General features: G+C 51.1%; 20 protein-coding genes, 6 tRNA genes and 1 other RNA gene. 17 read left to right on the plus strand and 10 right to left on the minus strand.

The features are described 5' to 3' along the window. Positions 1–211: 211 nt before the first annotated feature. A complete protein-coding gene (gene pgtP / locus M2374_RS06370) occupies positions 212–1,603 on the plus strand; it encodes a phosphoglycerate transporter PgtP (protein WP_115257854.1) in 1,392 nt (463 codons plus the stop codon). A gap of 114 nt (positions 1,604–1,717) precedes the next feature. Here the strand turns inward: pgtP and M2374_RS06375 are convergent, their stop codons facing one another. Beyond that, complete coding sequence (locus M2374_RS06375; RefSeq protein ID WP_115257853.1) at positions 1,718–1,960, minus strand: YfdY family protein; 243 nt, start codon at positions 1,958–1,960, stop codon at positions 1,718–1,720. Positions 1,961–2,399: 439 nt separating this feature from the next. Here M2374_RS06375 and lpxP point away from each other — a divergent pair, with 439 nt between their 5' ends. Continuing rightward, complete coding sequence (lpxP, locus tag M2374_RS06380; protein WP_115257852.1) at positions 2,400–3,320, plus strand: kdo(2)-lipid IV(A) palmitoleoyltransferase; 921 nt, start codon at positions 2,400–2,402, stop codon at positions 3,318–3,320. 41 nt (positions 3,321–3,361) lie between these two features. On the opposite strand, the gene M2374_RS06385 is transcribed toward lpxP, so the two are convergent. After that, positions 3,362–3,976, minus strand: coding sequence for a lysozyme inhibitor LprI family protein (locus M2374_RS06385; RefSeq protein WP_137399783.1), 615 nt, complete (start codon positions 3,974–3,976; stop codon positions 3,362–3,364). Between the two features lie 342 nt (positions 3,977–4,318). Between M2374_RS06385 and ypdK the strand changes: the two genes are divergently transcribed. Then, positions 4,319–4,390, plus strand: a complete 72-nt coding sequence (ypdK, locus tag M2374_RS06390; protein WP_010723117.1) for a membrane protein YpdK — start codon at positions 4,319–4,321, stop codon at positions 4,388–4,390. 67 nt (positions 4,391–4,457) lie between these two features. On the opposite strand, the gene alaC is transcribed toward ypdK, so the two are convergent. Continuing rightward, the gene (gene alaC, locus M2374_RS06395) at positions 4,458–5,696 is read right to left on the minus strand and encodes an alanine transaminase (protein WP_115257850.1); all 1,239 of its coding nucleotides are present in this window, start codon (positions 5,694–5,696) and stop codon (positions 4,458–4,460) included. Positions 5,697–6,083: 387 nt separating this feature from the next. Between alaC and M2374_RS06400 the strand changes: the two genes are divergently transcribed. Genes M2374_RS06400 through M2374_RS06410 form a run of 3 tightly spaced genes read left to right on the plus strand, consistent with a single transcriptional unit; the run spans position 6,084 to position 9,584 of the window. Then, the gene (locus tag M2374_RS06400; protein ID WP_115259914.1) at positions 6,084–7,781 is read left to right on the plus strand and encodes a sensor histidine kinase; all 1,698 of its coding nucleotides are present in this window, start codon (positions 6,084–6,086) and stop codon (positions 7,779–7,781) included. 14 nt (positions 7,782–7,795) lie between these two features. Continuing rightward, positions 7,796–8,530: a two-component system response regulator YpdB gene (ypdB, locus tag M2374_RS06405; RefSeq protein ID WP_115257849.1), complete on the plus strand. Its 735-nt coding sequence runs from the start codon at positions 7,796–7,798 to the stop codon at positions 8,528–8,530. A gap of 34 nt (positions 8,531–8,564) precedes the next feature. After that, positions 8,565–9,584, plus strand: coding sequence for a hypothetical protein (locus tag M2374_RS06410; RefSeq protein ID WP_181688904.1), 1,020 nt, complete (start codon positions 8,565–8,567; stop codon positions 9,582–9,584). Between the two features lie 78 nt (positions 9,585–9,662). On the opposite strand, the gene glk is transcribed toward M2374_RS06410, so the two are convergent. Next, on the minus strand, positions 9,663–10,628 hold the full coding sequence (gene glk / locus M2374_RS06415; RefSeq protein ID WP_096756277.1) for a glucokinase: 966 nt from the start codon (positions 10,626–10,628) through the stop codon (positions 9,663–9,665). A gap of 204 nt (positions 10,629–10,832) precedes the next feature. Between glk and M2374_RS06420 the strand changes: the two genes are divergently transcribed. Next, the gene (locus M2374_RS06420; RefSeq protein ID WP_181688903.1) at positions 10,833–12,068 is read left to right on the plus strand and encodes an ion channel protein; all 1,236 of its coding nucleotides are present in this window, start codon (positions 10,833–10,835) and stop codon (positions 12,066–12,068) included. On the opposite strand, the gene M2374_RS06425 is transcribed toward M2374_RS06420, so the two are convergent. Then, entirely contained in the window at positions 12,069–13,721 is a 1,653-nt protein-coding gene (locus M2374_RS06425; protein WP_181688902.1) for an alpha-keto acid decarboxylase family protein, read from the minus strand. 190 nt (positions 13,722–13,911) lie between these two features. On the opposite strand from M2374_RS06425, the gene mgrA reads away from it, so the two are divergent. Then, positions 13,912–14,910, plus strand: a complete 999-nt coding sequence (gene mgrA, locus M2374_RS06430) for an L-glyceraldehyde 3-phosphate reductase (RefSeq protein ID WP_096756274.1) — start codon at positions 13,912–13,914, stop codon at positions 14,908–14,910. Positions 14,911–15,038: 128 nt separating this feature from the next. Further along, entirely contained in the window at positions 15,039–15,377 is a 339-nt protein-coding gene (gene ypeC / locus M2374_RS06435; protein ID WP_096756273.1) for a DUF2502 domain-containing protein YpeC, read from the plus strand. Between the two features lie 31 nt (positions 15,378–15,408). Here ypeC and M2374_RS06440 read toward each other — a convergent pair whose 3' ends face one another. Continuing rightward, a complete protein-coding gene (locus M2374_RS06440; RefSeq protein ID WP_117343677.1) occupies positions 15,409–16,647 on the minus strand; it encodes an Nramp family divalent metal transporter in 1,239 nt (412 codons plus the stop codon). Positions 16,648–16,991: 344 nt separating this feature from the next. Here M2374_RS06440 and nupC point away from each other — a divergent pair, with 344 nt between their 5' ends. After that, positions 16,992–18,194, plus strand: a complete 1,203-nt coding sequence (nupC, locus tag M2374_RS06445; RefSeq protein ID WP_115257842.1) for a nucleoside permease NupC — start codon at positions 16,992–16,994, stop codon at positions 18,192–18,194. Between the two features lie 149 nt (positions 18,195–18,343). Here the strand turns inward: nupC and M2374_RS06450 are convergent. Beyond that, positions 18,344–18,419, minus strand: a tRNA-Ala gene (locus M2374_RS06450). A 38-nt stretch (positions 18,420–18,457) separates the two neighbouring features. Next, positions 18,458–18,533 (minus strand) — tRNA-Ala (locus M2374_RS06455). Between the two features lie 221 nt (positions 18,534–18,754). Here M2374_RS06455 and M2374_RS06460 point away from each other — a divergent pair. Both M2374_RS06460 and M2374_RS06465 read left to right on the plus strand, forming a co-directional pair. Further along, complete coding sequence (locus tag M2374_RS06460; RefSeq protein WP_096756266.1) at positions 18,755–19,117, plus strand: YfeC-like transcriptional regulator; 363 nt, start codon at positions 18,755–18,757, stop codon at positions 19,115–19,117. Between the two features lies 1 nt (position 19,118). After that, the gene (locus M2374_RS06465) at positions 19,119–19,511 is read left to right on the plus strand and encodes a YfeC-like transcriptional regulator (RefSeq protein WP_096756265.1); all 393 of its coding nucleotides are present in this window, start codon (positions 19,119–19,121) and stop codon (positions 19,509–19,511) included. A 56-nt stretch (positions 19,512–19,567) separates the two neighbouring features. Here the strand turns inward: M2374_RS06465 and gltX are convergent, their stop codons facing one another. Beyond that, positions 19,568–20,983: a glutamate--tRNA ligase gene (gltX, locus tag M2374_RS06470; protein ID WP_096756264.1), complete on the minus strand. Its 1,416-nt coding sequence runs from the start codon at positions 20,981–20,983 to the stop codon at positions 19,568–19,570. A 258-nt stretch (positions 20,984–21,241) separates the two neighbouring features. Here gltX and M2374_RS06475 point away from each other — a divergent pair. The 5 genes from M2374_RS06475 (at position 21,242) to M2374_RS06495 (ending at position 21,797) form a co-directional block, all read left to right on the plus strand. Further along, positions 21,242–21,317 (plus strand) — tRNA-Val (locus M2374_RS06475). Between the two features lie 46 nt (positions 21,318–21,363). Then, positions 21,364–21,439, plus strand: a tRNA-Val gene (locus tag M2374_RS06480). A 46-nt stretch (positions 21,440–21,485) separates the two neighbouring features. After that, positions 21,486–21,561: transfer RNA gene (locus tag M2374_RS06485), tRNA-Val, on the plus strand. Positions 21,562–21,565: 4 nt separating this feature from the next. Next, positions 21,566–21,641 (plus strand) — tRNA-Lys (locus tag M2374_RS06490). Positions 21,642–21,663: 22 nt separating this feature from the next. Further along, positions 21,664–21,797: non-coding RNA, RtT sRNA (locus M2374_RS06495), on the plus strand. A gap of 146 nt (positions 21,798–21,943) precedes the next feature. Here the strand turns inward: M2374_RS06495 and M2374_RS06500 are convergent. Further along, the gene (locus M2374_RS06500; protein ID WP_181617530.1) at positions 21,944–22,828 is read right to left on the minus strand and encodes a LysR family transcriptional regulator; all 885 of its coding nucleotides are present in this window, start codon (positions 22,826–22,828) and stop codon (positions 21,944–21,946) included. Positions 22,829–22,852 lie beyond the last annotated feature (24 nt).

Here is a 22,852-nt window from a genome sequence, read left to right on the forward strand (position 1 = left end):
ATTGTTAGTACCCGCACATGCTGGCTATAAATTCCCGCTAAAAATAAAAAACACACACCTCTGTTAATTTAAAAGAGTCAAAATTAGTCATTCTTTGGTTAAGTTGAGTCAATACTGACACATTTCATCGAGTTGAATTCCATCACCGTTTATTTCACCCTGCACAACGAAAACTCCTGATATTCACATCAATATAAATTTAGGTGGTGATATGCTTTCAATATTTAAGACAGGGCCATCGGCAAATAAAGTCCCGCCGGAGCAAGTCCAGGCGACATATGGTCGATACCGGATGCAGGCGCTACTTAGCGTATTTCTCGGCTATCTTGCGTACTATATTGTACGTAATAACTTCACACTCTCTACGCCGTACCTGAAAGAACATCTGGATCTCAGTGCCACCCAAATCGGTCTGCTCAGCAGTTGCATGTTGATTGCCTACGGGATCAGTAAGGGTATTATGAGCAGCCTGGCCGATAAGGCCAGCCCCAAAGTCTTTATGGCATGCGGTCTGGTCTTGTGCGCCATCGTGAACGTCGGGTTAGGTTTCAGCACCGGATTCTGGATATTTGCCACACTGGTAGTGTTCAACGGCTTATTCCAGGGGATGGGTGTTGGCCCCTCATTTATAACTATTGCCAACTGGTTCCCACGTAAAGAACGTGGACGCGTTGGCGCCTTCTGGAATATCTCGCACAACGTTGGCGGCGGTATTGTCGCCCCGATTGTAGGCACCGCTTTTGCCATTCTGGGTAGCGAACACTGGCAAAGCGCCAGCTATATTGTCCCCGCCTGTATCGCCGTGTTATTTGCCTTTATTGTTCTAATGCTGGGTAAAGGTTCGCCACGTAAAGAAGGTTTACCACCGCTGGAAGAAATGATGCCGGAAGAAAAAGTCGTGCTCAACGCCCGACAGGTCACCCAGGCACCGGAGAATATGAGCGCCTACCAGATCTTTTGCACCTACGTGCTGCGTAATAAAAATGCCTGGTATGTCTCTCTGGTGGACGTGTTTGTCTATATGGTGCGTTTTGGCATGATCAGCTGGTTGCCGATTTACTTGCTTACCGAAAAACACTTCTCAAAAGAACAAATGAGCGTGGCATTTCTGTTTTTTGAATGGGCGGCCATTCCTTCCACATTGCTGGCCGGTTGGCTTACCGACAAGTTGTTTAAGGGGCGCAGGATGCCGCTGGCAATGATTTGTATGGCGCTGATCTTCGTCTGTCTGATCGGCTACTGGAAAAGTGAATCCCTGGTGATGGTAACTATTTTCGCCGCCATTGTCGGTTGCCTGATTTACGTTCCTCAGTTTCTGGCATCCGTGCAGACCATGGAAATCGTCCCCAGCTTCGCCGTCGGTTCAGCCGTAGGGTTGCGCGGATTTATGAGCTACATTTTTGGTGCATCACTAGGAACCAGCCTGTTTGGTGTGATGGTCGACAAAATGGGGTGGCACGGGGGATTTTACCTACTGATGGGGGGGATCGTCTGCTGTATCGTGTTCTGCTACTTGTCTCACCGCGGCGCGCTGGAGTTGGAACAACAGCGAAAAGATGCCCAGCAAGAGGAAGCGGCTTTAGAGCTTGCTGATGCCCGGTAATCTGTTCCAGGTCGATAAAAAAGTGCCAGCATCGCTGGCACTTCAGGATATTCATATCCTGGATGAAAAAACGTGTGACACTCATTTTGTTATCATCATTAATGACACGTCGATTTAATGCTTCCCGTCACCGACCATAAAGCGGATGATCAGCCCACAGGTCGGAGCCAGAAAAAGAAATATTCCCGTAACCATTTCATCACCATGAGTCAGCCACAGAGTAGTGAAGTAAATTAATGCCGCCAGGATAGCCATGCCGATTAAAGAACTGATTGATGCCAACGCGCCCAAAACCTGCCAGATATAGCAACTAACGCACAGAATGCTCAATATGAGAAAGGTCCAGAAATAGAGCATAGCGGTACCTCCTGTCTGCCGTAAAACGTCATGTAAGTCCTTACACTCCTTGAATTTATAGTCTAAGACAATTCCTATACACAGGCAATCCAGGCAACATTTTTGTTACAATAAATACGGCTATGGCGGCGAACCTCGACATCAGATGGACAGTTAACCAGCACAAAAACAACAGGTTAAACCCCTCTCCCTATTTCAGTTTCTCTCCCGCATAAACATTTACGCTTATTGAGGATTTATCTCTGGCTGACATTAATCTCTAGGTGGTAAAGTATAAGCCCGATCATTCATGCCCCCCCGTGGTTTTGTCCTGACTAAGTTTTACACTCTTTACAGGAACCATTGTCCTTCATGGTGGCCTAACGATCAGTATCAGAGTGTAACGCTGTCGACAAAGAATCTTCGCGATACATCTTATTAGTATCAACAACAGGTGCTTATGTTCCCCCAATGTAAATTTTCACGCGCGTTTTTGCATCCGCGCTACTGGCTCACATGGTTTGGTGTCGGTGTGCTCTGGCTCTTGGTGCAACTCCCCTACCCCGTATTGTGCTTTTTGGGTACGCGTACCGGAACGCTTGCTCGCCCGTTTTTAAAACGTCGTGAATCTATTGCCCGTAAAAACCTCGAACTGTGCTTCCCGAATCTGCCACAGGCAGAACGGGACAGACTGGTCGAAGAAAACTTTCGTTCTCTTGGCATGGCACTGCTTGAAACCGGCATGGCCTGGTTCTGGCCTGACCGTCGCGTGCGTAAATGGTTTGACGTCGAAGGTCTCGACAACCTGAAGCGTGCACAGTCGCAAAACCGCGGCGTGATGGTAGTAGGCGTACACTTTATGTCTCTGGAGTTGGGAGGCCGCGTGATGGGGCTTTGCCAACCCATGATGGCAACCTACCGCCCGCATAACAATAAGTTAATGGAGTGGATCCAGACCCGTGGTCGGATGCGCTCAAACAAAGCCATGATCGGCAGAAATAACCTGCGTGGCATTGTCAGCGCCCTGAAAAAAGGGGAAGCCGTATGGTTTGCTCCCGATCAGGACTACGGTCGCAAAGGCAGTTCGTTTGCACCCTTTTTCGCCGTCAAGGACGTCGCGACAACCAATGGTACCTACGTACTGTCACGTTTATCAGGTGCTGCGATGTTGACCGTCACCATGGTGAGAAAAACGGACAATTCTGGCTACCGTCTGTTTATCACGCCGGAGATGGAAGGTTACCCTACTGATGAGGGCCTGGCTGCGGCTTATATGAACAAAATAATTGAAAAAGAGATTATGCGTGCACCCGAGCAGTATCTCTGGATCCATCGTCGTTTCAAAACCCGCCCGATGGGTGAAGCCTCGTTATATACGTAAAAAGAAAGGCCATCTGGCCTTTCTTTTTTTCTGCGGCTGAATTACTTAATGCCCCATTTGTTCTGTAGTTCAGTCATCCGTAGACTGTATTCGCGGGAAAGACAGGCAGGCTTATCCTGCTCTTTCCAGCACTCGTTGCGGCCTTTGATCCAACCGCGCTGCTCGGCTTTCAGCGTCGAATCATTGTTTGATTTCACCAACGCCTGCTTGTAGATGCCATTCAGTTTCAAGTCCATTGCGGAAAGTGACGGGCTCTGACAAATAATGTCCTCCATACTTCCCTTGTCGACCGCGGCACAGGAGAAAGACGGGCCAGCATTCACCGATTTTTTCGCTGGTGCATAGCTCTTCTCATCGTCAGGCTGGCAAATCCCGTGCTTACGATTAGGGCCAGTCCAGGAAACGGCCGGGCTACCGTCATCATTACGGGAAATAGAAACGGTATTTTTACCGCTTTTCGCTTCCCAGTAATTTTCGTTGAATGTCTTAACGGTGGCTTTCTCTCCATCAATCCAGACATTACCTTTACCATCACTATTCACACCACCAATACTTGCACAGCTGAAATTCAACGCTTGCGGGGCTGCCGCCATCGACGTCAGTGGGGTAAGAACGAGTGCTAACATCATTAATCTGGTCATTTTTAACCTTTTCATTATCAATTTTTGCGCAAAATTAGCCGCATTATGAGTATGGTGATATGAGAATTCTCTGAGTAATCAGCGCGTCGCTCAGTGGCGATTCATTGCTGAAGGAAATCAAACTGTCGCCGATTCACGACACATGTAAGTTATTAAAATTAAATAAAAAAATGCCTCTTGTCTCGCTTCATTTTTAGGCGTACATTAGCGCCGTCTGGAGCATTACAGCTCAGAATTCTGAGATGATGCAGCGAAACAAACGCGGGGTATTCTCCCTTTCGTTGACGCTGGCGTCAGCTCTCTATCAGGTAAGTGTATGTTCATTTAGGCGTGCTTTAATACGCGGAGTGATGAAAAGTGAAATATTTCTTTATGGGCATTTCATTTATGGTCATCGTTTGGGCCGGTACATTTGCCCTGATGATCTAAATTAAAAGATGCAGCAAAAAACAGGAGCCCACAGGCTCCTGTTTGCTTTTGTGGGTTAACCGTTTGGTTAATCAGCGCTTTCAGAGGCTGATTTCGTGCTGGAGGGCAGCAAACCATCTGCACGGAACATGGCTTTAATGCCTCGGATCGCCTGGCGAATACGGTCACGGTTCTCAATTAACGCAAAGCGCACGTGGGTATCGCCATAATCACCAAAACCCACCCCCGGTGACACGCAGACCTTCGCGTCATTCAGCATTTTTTTAGCAAACTCAAGCGAGCCCATTGCAGCATACTGCTCAGGAATTTTTGCCCAGACATACATCGATGCCTTCGGCATCTCTACCATCCAGCCCGCTTCATGCAGCCCTTTGACCAGCACATCGCGTCGACGCTTATACTGCTCTGCGATATCCCGTACGCACTGCTGATCGCCTTCCAGTGCGGCAATGGCCGCAACCTGCAACGGTGTAAAGGTTCCGTAATCGTGGTAGCTCTTAATCCGCGCCAGCGCATTAACCAGCGTTTTGTTACCCACCATAAAACCAATACGCCATCCCGCCATGTTATAGCTTTTCGACAGCGTAAAGAATTCAACCGCCACATCGCGGGCGCCAGGCACCTGCATGATCGACGGCGCTTTCCAGCCATCGTAGACGATATCGGCATAGGCGAGGTCGTGAACCACCAGCACGTCGTAGCGTTTAGCCAGCGCGACCACTTTCTCAAAGAATTCCAGCTCAACACACTGCGCGGTAGGGTTGGATGGGAAACCTAAGATCATCATCTTTGGTTTCGGGTAGCTTTCACGGATCGCCCGCTCCAGCTCATTAAAAAAGTCGACCCCTTCCACCAGCGGTACAGAACGCACCTGAGCCCCGGCAATTACGGCACCGTAAATATGAATAGGATAACTTGGGTTAGGCACGAGGACCGTGTCACCGTGATCGAGCGTAGCCAGCATCAGATGCGCCAGCCCCTCTTTAGATCCGATGGTCACAATGGCTTCGGATTCAGGGTCGATCTCGACATCATAGCGGTCCTGATACCAGCGGGAAATCGCCCGACGCAGACGCGGAATACCGCGAGAGGTTGAATAACCGTGGGTATCCGGGCGCTGGGCCACGGTACACAGTTTTTCGACAATGTGAGGAGGCGTAGCCCCATCCGGGTTCCCCATGCTGAAATCGATAATATCTTCGCCGCGCCGACGCGCAGCCATCTTCAGTTCAGCAGTGATGTTAAAAACATAAGGGGGAAGACGATCAATACGCGTAAAGCGACGTTCAGGGCGGGAGTCAGCCATAGTATCCTCAGATTCACGTTAGCGCCCGGACCGTCCGAGCGACGCTGCCACGATGGTGGCACGTTTAGAAAATAGCCTGAATAAATTCCTTCTGTCGAGAGGCAACGCAAAATATTTTCTCCTGCTCTAAAAGAGGATCAATAAAAATAAACAGGGAAATAAACATTTTACGTAACCTGCAAAAATCACCATTCATTAACATATTGAAGTCATAAATTTTACTCTGAAAATCAATCAATCCTGGAAAATTCGGAGAAACACACTTTTCCTTTACAATCCCCTTTTAATTATATGGTTTTTCCTCATTAGCCCGGCGCGATGGGGATGCTGGTCATCCTTGCTCAGGTTACCTATCATAGAGGTTTAATCTATTCGCAAGAGTCACCCGTGCACGAAATATTCAATATGCTGCTGGCGGTCTTTGATCGGGCAGCGCTGATGCTGTTCTGCCTGTTTTTTCTGATTCGTATCCGCTTGTTTCGAGAACTGTTGCACAAGTCAGCCCACTCCCCGAAGGAACTGCTCGCCGTAACGGCCATTTTCTCTATGTTTGCCCTGTTCAGTACCTGGTCCGGAGTACCGGTCGAAGGTTCTCTGGTAAACGTGCGTATTATTGCGGTGATGTCGGGGGGGATCCTGTTCGGCCCGTGGGTTGGCATCATTACCGGCATCATCGCAGGTATCCACCGCTATCTGATCGACATTGGCGGCGTCACCGCCCTGCCGTGCTTTATCACCAGTATTTTGGCGGGCTGTATTGCCGGCTGGATCAACCGTAAAATCCCCAAAGCACAGCACTGGCGTGCCGGTATTTTAGGTGGGATGCTGTGCGAAACATTGACCATGATTCTGGTGGTCGCCTGGGCCCCCACCACCGAACTGGGACTGGATATTGTCTCAAAAATCGGTATCCCGATGATTCTCGGCAGCGTCTGTATTGGCTTTATTGTGATGCTGGTACAAAGCGTCGAAGGAGAGAAAGAGGCCAGCGCCGCCAAGCAGGCCAAACTGGCACTGGATATTGCCAACAAAACCCTGCCGCTCTTTCGCCATGTCAACAGCGAGTCGTTACGTCAGGTATGCGAAATTATTCGCCATGACATTCACGCAGATGCGGTTGCCATTACCAATACCCAGCACGTTCTGGCCTATGTTGGCGTCGGGGAACTCAACTATCGCAATAACGATGACTTCGTCAGCCCCACTACGCAGGAAGCCATCAATCACGGCAAAATAATAATAAAAAACAATGATGAAGCGCATCGAACGCCGGAAATACACTCCATGCTGGTGATCCCGCTCTGGGAGAAAGGCGTCGTGACCGGCACGCTGAAAATCTACTACTGTCACGCCCATCAGATCACCTCCTCGTTACAGGAAATGGCGATCGGTTTGTCGCAGATTATCTCTACACAGCTTGAGGTTTCCCGTGCAGAGCAACTGCGGGAGATGGCAAATAAGGCAGAGCTACGCGCGCTGCAAAGTAAAATCAATCCCCATTTTCTGTTTAATGCGCTAAACGCTATTTCGTCATCGGTCAGGCTTAACCCAGATACCGCCCGCCAGCTGATTTTTAATTTGTCGCGTTATCTTCGCTATAATATTGAATTGAAAGACGATGAGCAGATCGATATTAAGAAAGAGCTGTATCAAATTAAGGACTACATCGCCATTGAACAGGCTCGCTTTGGCGATAAGCTAACGGTTATTTATGATATTGATGAAGAGGTAAGCTGCTATATTCCCAGCCTGCTGATTCAGCCGCTGGTAGAAAACGCCATCGTTCACGGTATCCAGTCGTGCAAAGGAAAAGGCGTGGTCACTATCAGCGTCGCAGAGTGCGGTAACCGGGTACGCATCGCCGTCAGGGATACCGGTCACGGTATCGATCCAAAAGTCATTGAGCGGGTCGAGTCCAACGAAATGCCGGGCAATAAAATCGGCCTGTTGAACGTGCATCATCGTGTGAAGCTACTCTACGGCGAAGGGCTGCATATCCGCCGCCTGGAACCTGGCACCGAGATTGCGTTTTATGTGCCCAATCAGCACTCCCCCGCTGCCGCACCGGCGACCTTATTGCTTTAACCAGGAGTGAAGTTGTGAAAGTCATCATTGTTGAAGATGAATTCCTGGCCCAACAGGAACTAAGCTGGCTGATAAAAGAACACAGCCAGATGGATATTGTCGGCACGTTTGACGACGGTCTGGACGTGCTGAAATTTCTGCAGCACAACCGCGTCGACGCCATTTTTCTCGATATTAATATTCCCTCGCTGGACGGCGTATTGCTGGCGCAAAACATCAGCCAGTTCGCGCATAAACCCTTTATTGTGTTTATTACTGCATGGAAAGAACACGCTGTTGAGGCGTTTGAACTCGAAGCGTTTGACTACATTCTGAAGCCGTACCAGGAGTCACGGATTGTCGGAATGCTGCAAAAGCTGGAAGCAGCCTGGCAGCAGCAACAAACGGGAACCCCACACATAACCCCCGTCACGCGAGAGAATGACACCATCAATCTGATCAAAGATGAGCGAATCATCGTGACTCCGATCAACGATATCTACTACGCTGAAGCACATGAAAAGATGACGTTTGTCTACACACGACGGGAATCGTACGTCATGCCGATGAACATCAGCGAATTTTGCAGCAAACTGCCGGCTTCACATTTCTTCCGCTGTCACCGTTCGTTCTGCGTGAATCTGAATAAAATCCGTGAAATCGAGCCGTGGTTCAATAACACCTACATTCTGCGGTTAAAAGACCTGGAATTTGAAATCCCGGTTAGTCGAAGTAAAGTGAAAGAGTTTAGGCAGTTAATGCATTTATAACACTTACCCCACAATGAAAGAGCGCTGAGATTTAATGGCAAAGCTGACGGAAAAATATCAACGTGCATATCAGCGTGAATACGCGAAAGAAGCTGATCAAAATGCCCGGGTATGGATGGATACCGATGATTATTTAGCAGAATGTCTGGATACCCAGACGCAATGCCATAAAGATGCGTCACTGCAAGAGCAGATAAGGCTATGGCTTTTTATGCTGCGCATTAATCACAATCCTGATTTATTAGGATATAAAACGGCCATCCTCGCCAACGATATGGCATTACTGCACGCTGCGCTGCGTCAGTCAGCCATGATCAAACATACAACACTCGGCGTAGATTCCGGATGCGACCACAGTATAAACATCTGGACGACCCTCGATATTCTTGCTGCCGGCCTGTTTGCCCGCGTACCGCTGCTGTTACCTGAAAAATGGGGTCTCAGTGACAACGGTCACCCTGTTACTATAGCGATTGCTAATTTAATCATGGCGCTGTGGTACAAACGAACTGATTTTGCGGCTGAAGCCAGTAAACGAGCGCAAAAGGTACTGGCGACGAAGCAGGCAGCCAGCGATGTGTGTATCCTCCGTTATCTGATGGCGCTCCTCGAGGAGGATGTGACAGAAGCGGGCGTGCAGCTCGATTTATATTGTAAAAGCGTACCAAAGTTGAAGGATGCGGGTCTTACTAAGCTCCATAAAATGTTCTGGCCATACGCACATGGGTTATACAACCTGGCGAGTGTGGTGTGGGGCAGCGAAAAAGCCAGCACAATGTCAAAACCAGAAGCTGACTGTTTTCTGGATGACCTGGCAGAATGGCAAATTAAGCATAACTACCATCCCGGCGCGCTTTTTTTTGAATATCCTCAGCCAATCGACGTCATTAATACTCTTATTTCGTGTACGCCACCTGAATGCGTTTTGCATCAGCCTTATCTCGAGACAGATAAAAAATACAGAGAAAAAAGATACCTGCACAGCGAAATGTTTGAACAGCAGATGATAGCGATAGTACTGAACGAGATTGCGAGTAAAACTCACGGGACATAATGCGTTACCCTGACGGCGGCAGGCATATTATTTATAGTGTGCCGGATAGGTGTTAATAGACACCATCCGGCAGGGATCTTACAGAATATGCCCCAACGTCTGGCGCAGGTGCGCACCGGAACCCAGCAGACCAGGGTTATCATGCACAATCAAATACACCGGAATATCCTGTACGTAGGCTTTAAAACGACCTTTATCTTCAAAGCCACCGCGGAAACCCGATGCTTTAAAGAATTCAAGGAAGCGCGGCACAATCCCGCCGGCAATATAAACACCGCCAAAGGTCCCCAGCGTTAACGCCAGATCGCCACCAAAGCGTCCCATGATCACGCAAAACAGCGACAGCGCCCGACGACAGTCAGTGCACGAGTCTGCCAGCGCACGTTCGGTGATATCCTTCGGCTGCAGGTTTTCCGGCAGACGTCCGTCGGATTTGACGATAGCGCGGTACAGGTTCACCAGCCCCGGACCGGACAACACGCGTTCTGCAGAAACATGGCCAATCTCAGCGCGCAGAACTTCAAGAATAATCGCCTCTTCTTCGCTGTTAGGTGCAAAATCTACGTGACCGCCCTCTCCCGGCAGGCTCACCCAGCGCTTATCGACGTGCACCAGATGCGCTACGCCTAAACCGGTTCCCGCACCGTACACGGCAATCGGTTTACCTTCTACCGGCTCCGTGCCACCAAATTGGATCAAATGCTCTTTTTTAAGCATCGGGATCGCCATCGACACGGCGGTGAAATCATTGATGATTTCCAGATGGCTAAAACCGAGATTCTTTTTCATTTCAGCAATAGAAAACGCCCAGGTATGGTTGGTCATCGCCACCCAGTCGCCGGTAATCGGACAGGCAATCGCAATACACCCGTCTTCGACGCTGACGCTATGCTCATCCAGGTACACGCGAACCACGGCCTCAAGGCTGGGGTAATCCAGTCCTGAATAGGTCTTAGCCTGCGAAATTTCACCGCTGGCAATGTCGCACAGAGCAAGACGCGCGTTGGTGCCGCCAACATCACCTACTAAAGCATATTTTGTCATTCTTCTACTGCTCCGCTAAAGTCAGAATAAATCTTTGCCACACTGTAAATTCATGGGGGCATAACAACAACGGCCTGAAGGCTGATGCCGGTAAAATATCGACCCAGATCACAGAATTACTTTATCGTTTCAGCACCATTTGCAGCGATGTCAGCAGGCAGGCTGTGCAAACTATGCTTATGACTCTATTTGAGGGAATAGAAAATGCTCCATCCGCGAGCCAGAACGATGCTGTTGTTATCCACTCCCGCACTGATCATTGGCGTTGCCTCAAGCCTGGTGCTGATCATCGTCATGAAAGTGGCCGCCGTTTTACAGCAATTTTTATGGGAGCGCCTGCCCGCCAGCATCGGCATTGCTCATGACTCTTCGCTGTGGATAATCGGTATGCTCACGTTGACCGGGATACTGGTCGGACTCGTCATCCGCTACAGCCACGGGCATGCGGGACCGGACCCAGCCTGTGAACCGCTCATCGGAATGCCGGTCCCCACATCAGCGCTGCCGGGCCTGCTGGCTGCGCTGATCCTCGGCCTGGCCGGTGGCGTCAGTTTGGGGCCTGAACACCCAATAATGACCGTGAATATCGCGCTGGCAGCGGCGATTGGCGTGCGTCTGTTCCCTCGAATTAATAAGCTGGACTGGACCATTCTCGCCTCTGCGGGCACCATCGGAGCGCTATTTGGTACGCCTGTCGCCGCGGCACTGATATTTTCACAAACGCTGAATGGCTCCAACGATGTGCCGTTATGGGATCGCCTGTTTGCACCACTGCTGGCTGCTGCTGCCGGTGCACTGACGACTGACCTTTTCTTTCATCCGCATTTTTCATTGCCCATCGCCCAATATACTCAGCTACAGCTGACCGATATTTTTAGCGGCGCGGTGGTTGCCGCCATTGCCATTGCGGCAGGCATGGTGGCGGTGTGGTGTTTACCCCGTTTACATCAGTTGATTCATCGCCTGAAACACCCGGTACTGATTCTCGGCATTGGCGGCTTTCTGCTTGGGATTCTGGGCATTATTGGGGGACCACTTACCCTGTTTAAAGGGCTGGATGAGATGCAGCAAATGGCGTTTAGCCAAACGCTGGGGGCATCAGACTATTTCATGCTCGCGGTGATCAAACTGGCGGCGTTAGTGGTTGCTGCCGCCAGTGGTTTTCGTGGAGGACGTATTTTCCCGGCGGTATTCGTTGGCGTGGCACTGGGATTGATGCTGCATGCCCATGTCGAAGCGGTTCCGGCAGCAATCACCGTCTCCTGCGCCATTCTGGGGCTGGTGCTGGTTGTCACCCGCGACGCCTGGCTAAGCCTGTTTATGGCGGCAGTGGTGGTCCCCGATACCACCCTGCTGCCGCTGCTGTGCATCGTCATGCTTCCCGCCTGGCTGCTGTTGGCAGGTAAACCGATGATGATCGCCAACCGCCCCGATCAATAACTATCCCCCGTTACGGGCTTCCAGCGCACGGGTCACCGTACGCAGAAGCTCAGGCAGATCGGCTTTCGGCAACATCACTTCAATTAACGAAAGCCGCTGCGGGCGCGCCAGCCGGGCCAGAACTTCCTCCAGCTGTACAGCCTGCGTCACGCGCCAGCACTCCGCCTGACACTCGCGGCTCAGCGCCTGTGGCACCTGCGTCCAATTCCATCCGGCAATGTCGTTATAACGCTGGTTTGCCCCGTGAATAGCCCGCTCCACGGTATAGCCGTCATTATTGAGCAGCAAAATAACCGGCGTTTGTCCGTCTCTGAGCATCGACCCCAATTCCTGAATGGTAAGCTGGGCAGCGCCATCGCCAATAATCAGGATCACCCGCCGATCCGGGTATGCCGTTTGCGCTCCCAGTGCGGCGGGTAAGGAATAACCAATCGATCCCCACAGCGGCTGTACCAGTACTTCCGCCCCGGAAGGTAACGAAAGCGTAGCGGCACCAAATGCCGCAGTCCCCTGATCGACGAGGATAATGTCGTCAGGTGCCAGGTATTGCTGCACCGTGTACCAGAAATTTTCCTGTGTCAGCGGCCCCTTTTCAACCTGACGTCGCCCGACAGGCGGGCGTTCTGGCGGCAGAGAAAACGACAGCTCCAGGCACAGCTCCCGTAGCGTGGTAACCGCCTGCTCCATCGGGATGTTAAACCACTGGCTTCCCACACGTGAAGCATGCGGTTGAACCTCAATCGTGCGCTCCTGCGGCAAGCATTGCGTAAAACCGGCGGTTAGCGTGTCGACAAAACAGGTACCCACGCAAATAACGGTGTCGGCATCTTCTATCGCCCGGCGCACATATTCACTGCTGGCCCCCGCGCTGTAGGTGCCAACAAACGCAGGATGACGTTCATCAAAAAGCCCTTTACCCATTAACAATGTGGCATGAGCCATCGGCGTTTCTGCCATCCAGCGCTGCAAAACAGGTTGCAAACCAAAGCGCTGCGCAAGAAAATCCGCCAGCAACGCCACGCGCGAGCTGTCCAACAAGCGCTCACGGGCCTGATAGCGAAACGCCGCAACGACGCTACTTTCCGATTCACTCAGAGGAATAATCAGTCTGTCCTGTGGGGGCGTGGCGGGCTGTTTGGCGACATCGGCAGGCAACATCAGATACCCAGGCCGACGTTCGGTTAACATGACCCGTAGCACACGGTCAATTTCATAGCAGGCGTTTTGGGCATCAAGCACCGCGCTGGCCACCGTTACCGCTTGATGCATGTGATAAAAATGCAGAAAATCGCCGTCGCCCAGGGTGTGATGCATCAGCTCCCCACGCCGCTGAGCGCCGCTGCACGGCGCACCCACTATCTGCAGCACGGGTACATATTCTGCGTAACTGCCTGCGATTCCATTAATGGCGCTTAACTCCCCAACGCCAAAGGTGGTGAGAAGCGCCCCCGCCCCGGCGACCCGGGCATAGCCATCCGCCGCATAAGCCGCATTTAATTCGTTTGCGCAGCCAACCCAACGCACGTCGGGGTGGTCAATCACGTGGTCAAGAAACTGCAAATTATAATCGCCCGGCACACCAAAAAGATGGCCAACACTACACCCTGCCAGTCTGTCCAGCAGGTAATCAGCAACGGAATACGCGGTTTGCATGACAGCTATCCTTCTGACGGTAACCTCATGTTGAGTATCGAAGAACTGTGATGACTGTCCAGAAAACACGACGTGGGGGGGGTGGAAAGCAGGATTTACAGTTTTGCCGGTGAAATACCATTGAAGAATCGACCGTGTAACCGTATACACTAAAACATATACGTCATCTTGCTATCAGGAAGGGGTCTACATGGTTTATCACGCGGATGAAAATCGCTATCAGACAATGGAGTACCGCCGCTGCGGTCAGAGCGGACTCAAGCTACCGGTTATCTCTCTGGGCTTATGGCACAATTTTGGCGACACCACGCAGGTAGAAAACAGCCGAAGCCTGCTACAGCGCGCGTTCGATCTGGGGATCACCCATTTTGATCTCGCCAATAACTACGGCCCACCGCCGGGCTCTGCCGAGCGAAATTTTGGCCGTATTTTGCAGGAAGATTTTTTACCGTGGCGGGACGAACTCATTATTTCCACCAAGGCGGGCTACACCATGTGGGATGGCCCCTACGGCGACTGGGGTTCGCGTAAATACCTGATTGCCAGCCTCGACCAGAGCCTGAAACGTATGGGTCTGGAGTACGTGGATATCTTCTACCACCATCGTCCCGATCCCGAAACGCCGCTCACAGAAACCATGAAGGCGCTGGATCACATTGTTCGCCAGGGAAAAGCGCTGTATGTCGGGCTGTCTAACTATCCCGCCGACCTTGCCAGACAGGCGATTGAGATCCTCGACGACTTAGGTACCCCGTGCCTGATTCATCAGCCGAAATATTCCATGTTTGAACGTTGGGTTGAAGGGGGATTGTTGTCACTGTTGCAGGAAAAAGGCGTGGGCAGTATCGCTTTCTCTCCACTGGCGGGCGGGCAGTTAACCGACCGTTACCTGAACGGGATCCCGGCAGATTCTCGTGCGGCAAGCGGTAGCCGTTTTCTCAACCCGGATCAGATAACGCCAGAGAAACTGGAAAAAGTCCGCCAGCTGAACGCAATGGCTGAGCGTCGGGGACAAAAGCTCTCCCAAATGGCCCTGGCCTGGGTGTTGCGAGAAGACAAAGTCACCTCAGTGTTGATTGGTGCCAGTAAAACAGCGCAAATTGAAGATGCTGTTGGCATGCTGGCAAACCGTCATTTGTCTGCAGAAGAATGCGCAGAGATTGACGCCATCCTGAATTGTTTGAAATAAAGACACATTTATTAACAAAAAGTGCTCTCTTTCATGATTTAAGAGTTCAGGCGATTAAACGGGGCTTTACTGCCCCGTAATATTGCATTAACAGGCCGGCTACGGCTCGATCGTGAAGGAGAGAAAAAATGTTCAGGTCACTGATTCTGGCTGCAGCCTTATTGGCTTTCACGCCGCTGGCCGCAAACGCTGGTGAAATCACCCTGCTGCCATCAATAAAATTGCAAATTGGCGATCGCGATAATTATGGTAACTACTGGGACGGCGGCCACTGGCGCGACCGGGGTTACTGGCACAATAATTATGAATGGCGCAAAAATCGCTGGTGGCGTCATGATAACGGTAATCATCGTGGCTGGGATAAGCGCAAAGCGTACGAGCGCGGTTACCGTGAAGGCTGGAACGATCGCGATGACCATCGCGGTCGCGGCAAAGGCCACGGACGTGGTCATGGCCACCATCATTAATGTAACAAAAGAGCCTGCGGGCTCTTTTTGCTTACAACCCGAGCGCAGTGCCTACCAGCAGCCAGAGATTTAGCGCCACCACCAGTACCACAATCATCCAGCCAACATATTTAACCCAGACGGTGTTAACTAAATCCCCCATTAACGTACCGTTACTGGTGAATATCAGGAGTGGTACCAGCGCCAGCGCGATACCGAAACTCAGCAGCACCTGGCTCATGACCAGAATACGGGTGGGATCCAGTCCCATCAGAATGACGATGAATGACGGCATCATAGTAACCGTACGACGAACCCACAGCGGGATATGAAAACGGATAAACCCCTGCATCACAACCTGTCCGGCCAGCGTGCCGACAACCGTTGAAGAAAGCCCCGCCGCCACCAGGCTGAGACCAAATACCGTCGCCGCCGCATGACTCAACAACGGTTCCAGCGTCAGATAAGCCTGATCGAGATCGGTAATGCCGGTATGACCGCTGAAGTGAAAGGCTGCGGCAGCAGTAGCCATCATTGCCAGATTGACAAACCCGGCAATGGTCATGGCGATAGCCACATCCCACTTAGTTGCCGCGTAGCGCTGTTGCCGTGTCCCGCCATGCAGATGCTGAGTTAAAGAGGAGTGCAAATAAATGACGTGCGGCATAATGGTCGCGCCGAGTACGCCGGCTGCCAGAAAGACCGCCTCAGAGTTCGGCAGACTGGGAATGATCATGCCCTTACTCAGCTGCGCCAGATTCGGCTGCGAGAAGATCAGTTCGACAATATATGCCGCGGCCACAAACAACAGTAATCCACCAATTACTTTTTCCAGTGGTTTTTGCCCGCGACGTTGCAGCATCAGGATTAAAAATGTGGCGATACCGGTCAGCACCGCCCCCTGTAACAGCGAAACGCCGAGGATCAGCTTAAAGCCAATCGCAGCACCGATAAATTCAGCAAGGTCGGTCGCCATGGCAATGATTTCAGCCTGCACCCAGTAAAACCACACCACCGGACGTGGGTAGTGATCGCGAATTTGCTCGGCGAGATTTTTTCCAGTAGCAATCCCCAGCTTGGCCGACAATACCTGAATCAGCATTGCCATCAGGTTGGCCCAGACGACGACCCACAGCAGTTTATAGCCAAAGCTAGCCCCTGCCTGGATGTTGGTGGCAAAGTTACCGGGGTCGATATACCCGATAGCCGCGATGAATGCAGGTCCCATTAACGCAAGTTTCAGCTTGCGTGCTGCCCGTCCACTGCTTGTCTCAACGCGATCGTTCGTCATTTTCGTGCCTCAAAAACATAGCCTTTGCTATGTTTCAAACTACGCCAGTTGAGAATGATTATCAAATTCATTTTGATGGATAAAAATGATTTCTTTGATAGCGTTGGTCTATAAATAGATCAGGGAACTGGAAACGCAGATGAGATGTTTAATTAATGTTATGAGGTTAGCACAATGACATAACTTTTCACTTCCATACTAAACATCACGGAAGTGTATTACCGATCACTAATTTTGAATCTCGTCACAGGTCCTTATTATAGTGTGTGTTTGATCTCGTTTTCTTTGGTGTTGTTGCATAGAATGTGCACGGAAATTAAACCTGCCTCATGTTTGGAGCAAATATGGACCGCGTTCTTCATTTTGTCCTGGCCCTTGCCGTGGTTGCGGTACTCGCACTGCTGGTAAGCAGTGACCGTAAACAAATTCGCATTCGTTATGTTATTCAATTACTTGTTATCGAAGTGTTACTGGCGTGGTTCTTCCTGAATTCTGATGTCGGGCTGGGCTTCGTGAAAGGCTTCTCCGAGATGTTTGAAAAACTGCTCGGTTTTGCTAATGAAGGGACAAACTTTGTCTTCGGCAGCATGAACGATAAAGGCCTGGCATTCTTCTTCTTGAAAGTACTGTGCCCAATCGTCTTCATTTCCGCCCTGATCGGTATTCTGCAGCATATCCGCGTTCTGCCTATTATCATCCGCGCAATTGGATTTTTGTTATCCAAAGTCAACGGTATGGGCAAGCTGGAGTCCTTCAACGCCGTCAGCTCGCTGATCCTGGGTCAGTCTGAAAACTTTATTGCCTATAAAGATATTCTGGGCAAGATGTCACGCAACCGCATGTACACCATGGCCGCGACGGCAATGTCCACCGTTTCCATGTCCATCGTCGGCGCGTACATGACCATGCTGGAACCAAAATACGTTGTTGCTGCATTGGTTCTGAACATGTTCAGCACCTTTATTGTACTGTCGCTGATCAACCCTTACCGCGTAGATGCCAGCGAAGAAAATATTCAGATGTCTAACCTGCATGAAGGACAGAGCTTCTTCGAAATGCTGGGTGAGTACATTCTGGCAGGCTTCAAGGTCGCGATTATCGTGGCAGCAATGCTGATCGGTTTCATCGCGCTGATTGCCGCGCTGAACGCCCTGTTTGCCACCGTCACCGGCTGGTTTGGCTACAGCATCTCCTTCCAGGGCATCCTGGGCTACATCTTCTACCCGGTTGCGTGGGTGATGGGTGTGCCGTCCAGCGAAGCGCTGCAGGTGGGCAGTATCATGGCGACTAAACTGGTTTCCAACGAATTCGTGGCCATGATGGACCTGCAGAAAATCGCGTCTACGCTCTCTCCACGCGCGGAAGGTATTCTGTCTGTGTTCCTGGTCTCCTTCGCTAACTTCTCTTCCATCGGTATCATTGCAGGCGCAATCAAAGGCCTGAACGAAGAGCAAGGCAACGTGGTATCCCGCTTTGGTCTGAAGCTGGTATACGGCTCTACGCTGGTGAGCGTACTGTCCGCATCCATCGCAGCACTGGTGCTGTAAGACAGTAGCATCGCAATCGTAGTGACTCGGCCGGGGAGATTCTCCCCGGTTTTTTTATGTCCGTCATTTGGTGATCTGACAGAGGAAGCAGAGGATCGTGCAGGAAGTAGAAACAAAAAACCCCCGCTTTTCAGCGAGGGTCTTAATTTTGGTGGAGCTAAGCGGGATCGAACCGCTGACCTCCTGCATGCCATGCAGGCGCTCTCCCAGCTGAGCTATAGCCCCACGATGTCTTTACGTACCAAATTTAGTGGGATTAAATTTGGTGGAGCTAAGCGGGATCGAACCGCTGACCTCTTGCATGCCATGCAAGCGCTCTCCCAGCTGAGCTATAGCCCCGTCACGTAAAGCTTGTCGAGTTGACGGGCGGCATAATATGAATTCCCTTCGCGCGTGTCAACGGCAAAATTAACTCACTGAATTCAATCGCTGAAAAAGCAGGCAAATGAAGAACATTGCGCAACAACTCGCATTCAGTAGTTAAACGCGTCACGGTTTCTAGTAAAATGGTGCTATAAACTGAACCACTAATTAACCCCACGACTACTCAGGGAATCGTTATGTTCAAGGAACGGATGACGCCAGAAGAACTTGCTAATCTGACCGGTTACAGCCGGCAGACCATTAATAAATGGGTGCGCAAGGAAGGCTGGGCTACGTCACCAAAACCGGGCGTTCAGGGCGGAAAAGCTCGTCTGGTTCACGTCAACGAACAAGTTCGCGAATACATTCGCAGTGCAGAGCGTTCAGCTGAAGGTTTATCAGACAACTTATCTTTAGCTGGCGACTCTTCTATTGAAACACTGCTGATCACCCTCGCGAAAGAAATGACGCCAGCAGAACAGAAAATGTTTACGTCATTGATCCTGCGTGAAGGCATTACCGGTTTGTTACAACGCTTAGGGATCCGCGACAGCAAATAATATGAAAAAATTACGCAGCAAAATGACCACCGAAGAGCTGGCTGAATGTCTCGGAGTCGCGAAACAAACGGTCAATCGTTGGATCAGAGAACAAAACTGGAAAACCGAAAAGTTTCCCGGTGTGAAGGGCGGTCGCGCAAGGCTTATTCATATTGATGCCGGCGTGCGGGAATTTATTCTCAATATCCCAGCTTTTCGCAAAATCCCGGAATTTTATCAGGCTGAAGAACCCGTTGCAGAATACACGCACGTTGTCCGTAGCCACGCCTGTCGCCAAATAATCAGCGCGTTGGATAACATGTCACCAGCGGAACAAGAAAAACTGGCGCTGTTTCTTTCGCGCGAAGGTATCCGTAGTTTTCTCACCCGTCTGGGCATTGATGAATCCGAATAAATGCCAAAAAAAACGGCAGGATCTGCGCCTGCCGTTTTGTTGTCTCTCTGACAGTCTTACTGCTGCTTTTCACGCTCAGCAATAAACGCCAGCGCTTTGTTAATACGTTCAATGCTGCGGGATTTACCAATCGCATGCACCGTAACGTCTAATCCTGGAGACTGGCCTGCACCGGTAACCGCAACGCGCAGCGGCATACCGACTTTACCCATCCCCACTTCCAGCTCATCAGCGGTAGACTGAATGGCGTGATGTACGTTTTCAGCGGTCCATTCGGTGATGGCAGCAATTTTATCACGCACCACTTCCAGCGGCTGACGCGCAACCGGGCGCAGGTGTTTCTTCGCAGCATCCGCATCGAACTCAGCAAAGTCTTCATAGAAGTAGCGGCAGCTCTGCGCCATCTCTTTCAGGGTTTTGCAGCGCTCGCCCAGCAGTTTTACCAGCTCGGACAATTGCGGACCCACGCGGGTATCGATATTTTCCTGCTCAATGTGCCACTGCAGATGCGTTGCCACATATTCAGGCGCCAGAGTGTTAATGTAGTGATGGTTCAGCCACTGCAGTTTTTCGGTATTGAATGCGCTCGCCGATTTGCTTACCGCACCAAGAGAGAACAGCTTGATCATCTCTTCGCGGGTGAAGATTTCCTGATCGCCGCTGGACCAGCCCAGACGCACCAAATAGTTCAGCAGCGCTTCCGGCAGGTAACCATCGTCGCGATACTGCATCACGCTGACCGCACCGTGACGTTTGGACAGTTTTTTACCGTCGTCGCCGTTGATCATCGACACGTGCGCGTAAACCGGCACCGGCGCGTTCAGCGCCTTCAGGATGTTGATCTGACGCGGGGTGTTGTTGATATGGTCTTCACCACGAATAACGTGGGTAATTTCCATATCCCAGTCATCAACAACCACACAGAAGTTATAGGTTGGAGAACCGTCGGTACGGCGGATGATCAGATCGTCGAGTTCCTGGTTGCTGAATTCGATCGGCCCACGGATCTGGTCGTCAAAAATAACGGAACCGTCCTGCGGGTTGGCAAAACGCACCACGCAAGGTTCGTCATCGGCGTGATGTTCGTGGCCGTGGCGGCAGCGACCGTCATAACGTGGCTTCTCACCTTTCGCCATCTGATCTTCACGCAGCTGTTCCAGACGCTCTTTGGAGCAATAGCATTTATACGCTGTACCCGCTTCCAGCATCTCATCAATAACGGCGTTGTAGCGATCAAAACGTTTGGTCTGGAAGTACGGACCTTCATCCCACTCCAGATTCAGCCAGTTCATGCCATCCATAATGGCTTCGATAGCTTCCGGCGTGGAGCGTTCGAGATCGGTGTCTTCAATACGCAGCACAAACTCACCGCTATGGTTACGTGCAAAAAGCCAGGAATAAAGAGCAGTACGCGCACCGCCGACGTGCAGATAACCTGTCGGGCTAGGCGCGAAGCGAGTTTTGATTTTCATGAAATGGCCTTACGTTTATAAAGATGCCGACAACCGGCAAATCCTGGGAAGATTATCAGGCCCGTATTCTATCACCGTGGTCTGATTCCTCAATGTTGTTCAGGTTGGAACATCACGCTTTGCCATTTTCGTATACAAATCATGCCGCATGGACTGTTTTGCGATCGTTTTGTTTAAATTTACGACGAACGAACAATTTCTTTAGAAAATGCGTTGACTCATTTTCAACTCTCCCTATAATGCGACTCCACACAGCGGGGGTGATTAGCTCAGCTGGGAGAGCACCTCCCTTACAAGGAGGGGGTCGGCGGTTCGAACCCGTCATCACCCACCAACTATTTTATGTAGTCTCCGCCGTGTAGAACAGAAAATTGAGAAGTGGGTGATTAGCTCAGCTGGGAGAGCACCTCCCTTACAAGGAGGGGGTCGGCGGTTCGATCCCGTCATCACCCACCACTTTCTCGCCAGCTGGATTTTCTGTCAAAATATGAAGTACCGAAGTGGGTGATTAGCTCAGCTGGGAGAGCACCTCCCTTACAAGGAGGGGGTCGGCGGTTCGATCCCGTCATCACCCACCACTTCGGGGCGTTAGCTCAGTTGGTAGAGCAGTTGACTTTTAATCAATTGGTCGCAGGTTCGAATCCTGCACGCCCCACCAATGTAAAAAGGTGCCCTAAAGGCGCCTTTTTGCTATGCACGGAATTCAAAGATTCGAACCTGCAGCAGGTTCGGGTCGAACGCAGTGAGACAACGGAGCCGTTCACGGCGACGGCCCGAAGGGCGAGCGAAGCGAGTCATCCTGCACGCCCCACCAATGTAAAAAGGCGCCCTAAAGGCGCCTTTTTGCTATGCGTAGAATTTAACAATTCAGCCATTCTCTGCCTGATACGCTGCGCTTATCAGGCCAACAGTCTACGTCGTTGTAGGCCGGATAAGACGTCAGTCGCCATCCGGCACACATCACATCGTCAATGCCCCAACCAGTTTCTCCAGCGCAGGTGTTGCCTGCTGTTGGTCATACACAATATATAAATCAGCAGGAATGCGTTCTTCCAGCGGGCGGAATACCACGCCAGGCCAGTTCATCTGCGCATAACTATCTGCAATTAACGTAATACCAATCCCCATACTGATCATCGCCAGCACCGTTTGTGGCTCCCTCACCTCACGAATAATCATTGGTGAAAATCCGGCGCTCTGGCACACACGCTGCAAAAATGCCCAGTCAGTATGAATGGAAGGCATCGTGACAAAATATTCATTACGCAGCGCTTCCAGCGGCACGGCGTCACGAGCGCTCAGCGGATGTTCTTCCGGCATCGCCACCAAAAATGAAGACTCATGCAAGCGCAGGCTGGTAAATCCGTGCGAGGGTGCTGTCGCCATCCGCCAAATCCCCGCATCCAGCTCACGCCGCTCCAGCAGCGTCATCTGCATTGCCGGCATGTTTTCGCGAAACAGAACCTCAACGTTCGGGTTCTCTTTCAAAAATCGCCGCATCACCGGGCGCATTTTTCCCCACATCGCCGTGCCTATTACGCCCAGTTCGACTCGCCCTGCCTCACCGCGGCCAATCTGCTCCACGCGTGCCAGCGCCTGGTTAGCGCTGGATAACAGGCGGCGTGACTCTTCCATCAGGATTTTTCCGGCGTGGGTTAAGGTCACGCTACGGGAATGCCGGATAAACAACAGTGTGCCGAGCTGCTGTTCCAGCTCTTTGATATGAATACTTAGCGGGGGTTGTGACATATTCAGGCGAGCAGCCGCACGTCCAAAATGCAGTTCTTCTGCGACTGCCAGAAAATAACGCAGTAACTTCAGATCGATACGATGCGTGCGTTCCATGAGTAATGCGCTCCAGCGGAGAAG

This window comes from Citrobacter sp. JUb117, assembly GCF_024809055.1.
In the GTDB taxonomy this organism is placed as follows: Bacteria; Pseudomonadota; Gammaproteobacteria; order Enterobacterales; family Enterobacteriaceae; genus Citrobacter; species Citrobacter gillenii.